Annotated in this window: 7 protein-coding genes; 3 read left to right on the forward strand and 4 right to left on the reverse strand. The window is 52.8% G+C overall.

The genetic code is table 11. The annotated features are described in order from the left end of the window. Nucleotides 1–213 precede the first annotated feature (213 nt). Nucleotides 214–3,000 carry a DNA polymerase I gene (gene polA, locus N7V53_RS21175; RefSeq protein ID WP_279794830.1) on the reverse strand — a complete coding sequence of 929 codons (2,787 nt, stop codon included), beginning with the start codon at nt 2,998–3,000 and terminating at the stop codon, nt 214–216. Nucleotides 3,001–3,422: 422 nt separating this feature from the next. On the opposite strand from polA, the gene N7V53_RS21180 reads away from it, so the two are divergent. Continuing rightward, nucleotides 3,423–4,331 (forward strand): acyltransferase, encoded by a 909-nt coding sequence (locus tag N7V53_RS21180; RefSeq protein WP_279794832.1) that lies wholly within the window; start codon nt 3,423–3,425, stop codon nt 4,329–4,331. A 12-nt stretch (nt 4,332–4,343) separates the two neighbouring features. Here the strand turns inward: N7V53_RS21180 and dsbA are convergent, their stop codons facing one another. The 3 genes from dsbA to N7V53_RS21195 all read right to left on the reverse strand — a co-directional run bounded on the left by dsbA (nt 4,344) and on the right by N7V53_RS21195 (nt 6,315). Then, nucleotides 4,344–4,967, reverse strand: a complete 624-nt coding sequence (gene dsbA / locus N7V53_RS21185; RefSeq protein ID WP_279794834.1) for a thiol:disulfide interchange protein DsbA — start codon at nt 4,965–4,967, stop codon at nt 4,344–4,346. 16 nt (nt 4,968–4,983) lie between these two features. Further along, on the reverse strand, nt 4,984–5,970 hold the full coding sequence (locus tag N7V53_RS21190) for a serine/threonine protein kinase (RefSeq protein ID WP_279794836.1): 987 nt from the start codon (nt 5,968–5,970) through the stop codon (nt 4,984–4,986). A gap of 75 nt (nt 5,971–6,045) precedes the next feature. Beyond that, nucleotides 6,046–6,315, reverse strand: a complete 270-nt coding sequence (locus N7V53_RS21195; RefSeq protein WP_023479302.1) for a YihD family protein — start codon at nt 6,313–6,315, stop codon at nt 6,046–6,048. Nucleotides 6,316–6,381: 66 nt separating this feature from the next. On the opposite strand from N7V53_RS21195, the gene mobA reads away from it, so the two are divergent. Together mobA and mobB are read left to right on the forward strand one after the other, a co-directional pair. Continuing rightward, complete coding sequence (gene mobA / locus N7V53_RS21200; RefSeq protein WP_279794841.1) at nt 6,382–6,969, forward strand: molybdenum cofactor guanylyltransferase MobA; 588 nt, start codon at nt 6,382–6,384, stop codon at nt 6,967–6,969. Beyond that, nucleotides 6,966–7,481 (forward strand): molybdopterin-guanine dinucleotide biosynthesis protein MobB, encoded by a 516-nt coding sequence (mobB, locus tag N7V53_RS21205; protein WP_279794837.1) that lies wholly within the window; start codon nt 6,966–6,968, stop codon nt 7,479–7,481. The genes mobA and mobB overlap by 4 nt, the downstream gene beginning before the upstream one ends. The last annotated feature ends 78 nt before the right edge of the window (nt 7,482–7,559 follow it).

Raw genomic sequence — 7,559 nt, forward strand, 5'->3', positions numbered from 1 at the left:
TTCAGCCAAATCCGATTACGTGAAGTAAAAGGTCTGAAAGATAGAACATCTTACCTCTGTACCCTACGCGAATAACTCTACTCCCTTTTTGGATCTGGAAAAAGGACTTTTTGTAATTTCTTTTCAATTTTTACATACGGAATTCTAATGATTGTCACAAAAACGCCGCGTTATGTTGCTTAGTTACAGAAAAGTCCCTTTCCGACCGCAGGCTTAGTGCGCTTGATCCCAGTTTGGTCCGCTTCCCACTTCCACCAGCAGCGGCACATCGAGTTGGGTACTGCTCTCCATCAGTTCATGGATCTTCTTCGTTACCGCCTCGATATCATCTTTGTGCACTTCAAACACCAGTTCATCGTGTACCTGCATGATCATCCGCACGCGCGGCTTCTCTTGCTGTAACCACGCATCGACGGCGATCATCGCGCGTTTGATGATATCGGCTGCGGTGCCTTGCATCGGGGCGTTGATCGCCGCGCGCTCAGCACCCGCACGGCGGGCAGCGTTACTCGATTTGATGTCCGGCAGATAGAGGCGGCGACCATCGAGCGTTTCAACATAGCCGCTCTCTTTCGCCTGCGCACGAGTGCGCTCCATATACTCCAGCACGCCAGGATAGCGCTCGAAGTAGAGATCCATATACTTCTGCGACTCTTTGCGCGGAATATTGAGCTGGCGCGAGAGGCCAAAGGCGCTCATCCCGTAGATCAGGCCGAAGTTGATCGCTTTCGCGCTGCGGCGCTGCTCATTGCTTACGCTATCCAGCGGCAGGCCAAACACTTCTGCTGCCGTTGCGCGGTGGATATCCTGGCCTTCAGCAAACGCTTTCAGCAAGCCCTTATCACGCGAGAGGTGCGCCATGATGCGCAGCTCGATCTGCGAGTAGTCCGCAGAGACGATGACGTAATCTTTCGGCGCGATAAATGCCTGACGAATACGACGACCCTCGTCATTACGCACAGGAATGTTTTGCAGGTTCGGATCGGTAGAAGACAAGCGCCCCGTCGCGGTCACTGCCTGGTGGTAAGAGGTATGTACGCGCCCGGTTTTCGGGTTGATCATCAGCGGCAGCTTATCGGTGTAGGTCGATTTAAGCTTCGCCAGGCCGCGATATTGCAGAATAACTTTTGGCAGCGGGTAATCCAGCGCCAGCTCTTCCAGCACCTCTTCTGAGGTCGACGGCGCGCCGCCCGGGGTTTTCTTCAGCGGTTTAATGCCCTGTTTTTCAAACAGAATGGTTTGCAGCTGCTTGGTCGACGAGAGGTTAAACGCTTCGCCCGCGATCTCGTGCGCTTTTTGCTCCAGCTCCGCCAGACGCAGGGTCAGCTCCTCAGAGTGCTTGTGCAGCACCGCTGGATCGATATTGACGCCGTTGCGTTCGATACGCGAAATGACCGGCACCAGCGGCATTTCAATATTCTGGAAGACATTCAGCGGGCCGGCGTGCTGTTGCAGCTCAGGCCACATCGCCAGATGGAGTTGCAGCGTGACGTCAGCATCTTCCGCCGCATAATGCCCGGCCTCTTCCAGCGCAATCTGGTTGAAGGTCAGCTGGTTTTTACCTTTCCCGGCGATCTCTTCAAAGGTCACGGTTTTGTGCTTCAGCCAGCGCTGAGAGAGGCTGTCCATATCATGACGGCCAACAACGCTATTGAGGATGTAGGACTCAAGCATGGTGTCGAAGGCGATACCGCGCAGCTCGATGCCATAATTTTCCAGCACGCCGCGATCGTATTTCAGGTTCTGGCCCACTTTGAGAAGCTTTTCATCTTCCAGCAGCGGTTTCAGCAGTTCCAGCGCGCGGTCACGCGGGATCTGATCCGGCGCATCAAGGTAGTCATGGGCAACCGGCACATAGGCTGCCACACCAGGTTCGATAGCAAAGGAGATGCCGACCAGATTGGCGCTGATGTTATCCAGGCTGTCCGTTTCGGTATCGAAGGCAAACAGCGCCGCGCTTTTCAGTTTGCCGATCCAGCTTTGCAGCGTCTCTTCATCAAGGATGGTGACGTAGTTTTCAGCGGAGAGGATAGCCGTCGGGATATCGGGCTCCGCTTCGACCACAATCGTCTCCTGCGGCTTCGCCGCTGGCTTGCTTCCTCTCGCCTGTAGCCATTTACCGGCTTCGACATCCGCCGTCCAGCGCTTGAATTCGTAACGCTTAAAGAGCTCCATCAGCTCTTCGGTGGCCGGCTGTTGAACTTCGAGCTGTTCGCTCGTCAGCTCCAGCGGAACGTCGGTTTTGATGGTCGCCAGCTGGTAGGAGAGGTAAGCGACCTCTTTATTCTGCTCCAGCTTCGCCGCCATGGTTTTCGCACCACGGAAGCTCAGTTCGGCAATCTTCTCCGGCGCGGCATAGAGCGAGTCGAGACCACCCAGCCCTTGTAACAGCGCCTGCGCGGTTTTTTCACCCACGCCAGGTACGCCCGGGATGTTATCGGAGGAGTCGCCCATCAGCGCGAGGAAGTCGATAATCAGCTCTGGCGGCACGCCATATTTGGTAACGACCTCTTCTGGCCCCAAAATGGTGTTGGACATGGTATTGATCAGCGTGACGTTTGGTGTCACCAGCTGCGCCATATCTTTGTCGCCGGTACTGATCAGCACCGGGCGCCCTTTTTTGTCCGCTTCGCATGCCAGCGTGCCAATAACGTCATCTGCTTCAACGCCCGACACCGCCAGCAGCGGCAGACCCATCGCTTTTACCATCGCATGCAGCGGCTCAATCTGCGCGCGCAGATCGTCCGGCATCGGCGGGCGGTGGGATTTGTAATGTTCGAACAGCTCATCACGGAACGTCTTACCCTTCGCATCAAACACCACTGCGACATGCGTCGGCTGATACTGCAGCAACAGGCTGCGCAGCATATTCAACACGCCGTACATTGCGCCGGTGGGTTCCCCAACGCTGTTGGTCAGAGGTGGAAACGCATGATACGCGCGATAGAGGTAAGAGGAGCCGTCAACAAGAATGAGTGGGTTTTCGGGGATCTGAACCATGATATCCATGCCTGTTTTTTCAATTTACGCTAAAGGATGCCACAGACAGGATGAAAACATGAGTTTTTCCCGGTAAATGGCGGAAAAGATTTCGCGATCGTCGGGATCCCTCGCAGAAACATCCTGTGGATAAGTTTGTGCACAGTTTTTAATTGGCTGGATTTTTGTGGCTTTTCGTGGATCGTAAAAATATACAAACCAATCAAAATCAATACATTAAGAAGTTAAAAAGGATCGTTATTGCTTTTTGGTGATAATCTGCTCTGTGTGGATAGAAGAAAAAAGGCGTTGCATTCTTGTTGGTTATTCATCAAAAGCGCTGAATAAGGTTTCCCCATTGCCGCTCCCGCTTTCTGATAAAATCGGCCCCTTGCACACCTTTTAGCGAGCATTTTGCTGCTAACTTTTTGAAATATTTAATCATGTCGAGACTACCCACGGTTATTACGCTCTTTTTTAGCGTTCTGTTAACCATACTGCTTACTGTTGTCTGCTCTGTACCGATTATTATCGCCGGCCTGTTAAAACTGCTTATTCCGAACCCGCGTTTTTGGCGGGCCATTTCTGCATTCTGTAATGCGGTAATGGCTTGCTGGTGCGAAGGCATCTACTGGCTGCTGCGACTCAATCCCCGGCTGGAATGGGATATTCAGGGGCTCGAGGGGTTGAATAAGAGAAACTGGTACCTGCTGATTTGTAACCATCACAGCTGGGCAGATATCGTGGTGCTGTGTGTCCTGTTCCGCAAACAGATCCCGATGAACAAGTACTTCCTGAAGCAACAACTCGCCTGGGTGCCCTTTATCGGCCTGGCGTGCTGGGCGCTGGATATGCCTTTCATGCGCCGCTACTCAAGAAGTTATCTCCTGCGGCATCCTGAAAGACGGGGTAAGGATGTTGAGACAACGCGCCGTTCGTGTGAGAAGTTTCGCCTGCATCCGACAACGATGGTGAATTTTGTTGAAGGATCGCGTTTTACAGAAGAGAAACGGCGTCAGATGCGCTCTTCGTTTAAGCATCTGCTGCCGCCAAAAGCGGCGGGCATCGCGATGGCGTTAAACGTTCTGGGTAAACAGTTCGACAAGTTGCTGGATGTGACGCTTTGCTATCCGGAAAACGATCGCACGCCCTTTTTCGACATGCTCAGCGGCAAATTGACCCGTATCGTGGTGCGTATTGATTTACTGGCGGTTCATGAAGGGTTGCATGGCGATTATATTAATGACAAGAATTTTAAGCGCAGCTTTCAGCAGTGGCTGAATGGTTTATGGCTCGCTAAAGATGAACGCATAGACGCCATCAAAGCCTCCTGTAAAAACGCCGGTCAGTGACCGGCGTTATGTTTACTTCTTCTCAACCAGGAACTTCACCGTATCAGCGTAGCTTTTCACAAACGCATCAAGGGAGTCTTTATCCATACCGTTTTGATCGATCTGGTATTTCCCATTGACGAACATCGCCGGTACACCCTGCAACTGCAGATCGGCCGCGGCTTTCTCTTGCTGAGCAACCAGTGATTTCACCACGAAGCTGTTCCAGGCAGCGTCGTACTCTTCGCCCTTCACGCCAGCTTTGATAAATACGTCACGAATGTCAGCAACGGTTTGAACAGTCTGGGTTTTTTGTACCGCTTCGAACATCGGAGAGCTGATTTTATCTTCAACGCCAAGCGCCATGGCTACGGCCCAGGCCTGCGTCATCTCTTTGCCCAGCGGCCCCAGGAACTCGACGTGGTATTTGGTCATTTTTGTCCCCTGCGGCAGTTTCTTTTTCACCGCTTCAGAGACGTGCCAGACCTGCTCAAAGTCGTAGCAGTGCGGGCAGTAGAATGAGAAGAATTCCAGTACCTGCGGTTCACCGGCGGCCGGTTTATCCAGCGTGTTGTACTGCTTACCTTCGGTAATGTCTGCTGCCGAAGCGCTAAATGCCAGAATCATTCCTGCCAGCGCCAGCCAAATCTTCTTCATGGTCAACTCTCTCCGTTTAATACATGGGGGTTAATGCTAAAGGGGGTTCTTGCAGAACCTTCACCTGTTCAAGAAAAATATGCGTCTGATTGCGCCAGTGATCTTCGCTGTTCAACCAGGGGAAATTTTTGGGAAACGCCGGATCGTCCCAGCGACGGATAAGCCACGCCAGATAGTAGACCAGCCGCATGGCGCGCAGCGGTTCGATCAGGGCAAGCTCCGCGGTATCAAAATCACAAAACTCTTCGTAGGCTTCGACGATCATCTCCAGCTGCATGCGCTGCTCGGCTTTATCACCGTGCAACAACATCCATAAATCCTGTACCGCCGGGCCATTACGCGCATCGTCTAAATCGACAAACATCGGGCCATCGCGCCAGAGAATATTCCCGGCATGGCAATCCCCATGCAGACGCAGCACGTTGGCGCGATTATGCCACTGCGCCATAACGGCATCGATAAGCTTATCAACTGCGCTCAGAAACGCCTCTTTTAAGCTTGCCGGGATCAAAGCTGTGGTCTCAAAAAGCTGGCGCGGCTCGCGCAAATATTCATTAACGCCCATGTCAGGACGATGGGTAAAGCGCTTTTGACGACCGGTCTGGTGCAAACGACCGAGGTAGCGGCCAACCCACTCCATCTGATCGAGGTTATCCGCTTCAAACTGGCGGCCGCCGACGCTCGGGAAAACGGCGAAGAGAAAATCCTGATGGGTGAGTAAGGTTTCATGATTAAACGCGAGCGGTGCAGCGACCGGCACATCACTCTTTTGCAGGTCTAGCGCAAACTGATGCTCTTCGCGTATCTGTTCCGCGGACCAGCGCTGCGGGCGGTAGAACTTCACGACATAGCGCCGGCGATCTTCGTCCTGAAACTGATAAACACGGTTTTCGTAGCTATTAAGCGGAGTAAGGCCGGAATCGACCCGGATCCCCTGCGCGAAAAGCGCATCCATGATGGTATCCGGGTGAAGCGTCTGGAAAGTAAAAGCGTTACAGGTCATCCTGGGATCCGAAAATACGACGAATGATTCAGGATATCATTTCGGGCCGTTTTCGGTGGCTCCTCTTACAAGGTTTTACTCTTTAATCACGCCGCGGGCGCGCAGTAGCGCGGTTTTGAAATCCTCTTCATAATCTTTTTGAATGCCCGGGATCGCTGCGTCTTTTGCCGAGTCGCGCATTTTCAGGTGATAGATCAGGATGTCATCACTTAAATCTGCCAGTTCTCCTTCATAACCTGACTCTTGCGCCAGTTTCTGTAAAAATTGCATTAAATTGAGTTCGGGCTCTTTCTGCCACGCTGGCTGGAGAAGTTCGATAACTTCGTTAAGGCGTTTACATTTCATGTATCTGCTCCTTATTTTGTGTTCCGACACGTTAGCAGGGTCAATCCCACAATAAAAGAGGCGTTACTGGTGAAGGATAGCAGTGCAGTACTCGGCGTCGTGCTGGCTGGCGGCAAAGCCTCGCGTATGGCGGGCAAAGACAAAGGGTTGCTGGAGCTTAACGGTAAACCGCTCTGGCAACATGTCGCCGGGCGATTAGCACCGCAGGTTAAGGGCGTGGCGATCAGCGCCAATCGAAATCTTGATACCTATCGCCTCAGCGGCCTGCCGGTCATTGAGGATACGCTAGGTGATTACCCGGGCCCGCTAGCGGGTATGCTGGCTGCTTTGCAACAGTGCGAAGCCGAATGGTTCCTCTTTTGCCCCTGTGATACGCCCTATATTCCGGCCGATCTCTTATCACGTTTACTGGCAGGGCGTGACCAGGCTCCGGCAGTATGGGTGCATGATGGCGAACGCGATCATCCTGTGATTGCTCTGCTTCATCGGGATCTTTTACCGCAGCTGGAAGCGTGGCTGGCACAAGGTGAACGCAGGGTAATGATGTTTATGCGCGAAGCTGGCGGACATGCGATCGATTTCAGCGATCGGCGCGCGGCATTCGCCAATGTGAATACGCCTGACGATCTCGCACGTTGGCAGGAGAAATCATGATCCCATTACTTGCGGTGGCAGCCTGGAGCGGAACGGGTAAGACGACACTGTTGAAAAAACTTATTCCGGCGCTATGCGCGCGAGGCATTCGTCCCGGCTTAATCAAGCATACCCATCATGATATGGATGTTGATACGCCGGGCAAGGATAGTTATGAGTTACGCAAAGCAGGCGCAGCACAGACGCTTGTCGCCAGCAACCAACGCTGGGCATTAATGACGGAAACGCCTGATGAAACGGAGCTGGATCTTAGCTGGCTGGTCAGCAGGATGGATGCGACTAAGCTGGATCTGGTGCTTGTGGAAGGCTTTAAACATGAACCGGTGCCTAAAATCCTGCTCTGGCGCGCAGATTGTGGGCATGACATTAATGAGTTAACGATAGATGAACATGCGATCGCGGTAGCGAGCGACGTTGAGCTGGCGCTGCCGGTACCGGTGCTGGATCTTAACAATATTGAGGAAGTTGCGGCGTTTGTTTCACAGTGGTTAGCGCAGAAAACGGCTGTTTAGGCGCTATTTGCCATTTTATTGGGCATTTTTTTTGCGCAGAAAGCAAAAAACCCCAGCCGTCAGGCTGGGGTTCTTCTT

This window comes from Kosakonia sp. HypNH10, assembly GCF_029850615.1.
Classification (GTDB): Bacteria; Pseudomonadota; Gammaproteobacteria; order Enterobacterales; family Enterobacteriaceae; genus Kosakonia; species Kosakonia cowanii.

Coding starts and splice junctions, on each gene's coding strand:
- polA (WP_279794830.1), bottom strand. CDS start 3,000: ATGGTTCAGATCCCCGAAAACCCACTCATTCTTGTTGACGGCTCCTCT.
- N7V53_RS21180 (WP_279794832.1), top strand. CDS start 3,423: ATGTCGAGACTACCCACGGTTATTACGCTCTTTTTTAGCGTTCTGTTA.
- dsbA (WP_279794834.1), bottom strand. CDS start 4,967: ATGAAGAAGATTTGGCTGGCGCTGGCAGGAATGATTCTGGCATTTAGC.
- N7V53_RS21190 (WP_279794836.1), bottom strand. CDS start 5,970: ATGACCTGTAACGCTTTTACTTTCCAGACGCTTCACCCGGATACCATC.
- N7V53_RS21195 (WP_023479302.1), bottom strand. CDS start 6,315: ATGAAATGTAAACGCCTTAACGAAGTTATCGAACTTCTCCAGCCAGCG.
- mobB (WP_279794837.1), top strand. CDS start 6,966: ATGATCCCATTACTTGCGGTGGCAGCCTGGAGCGGAACGGGTAAGACG.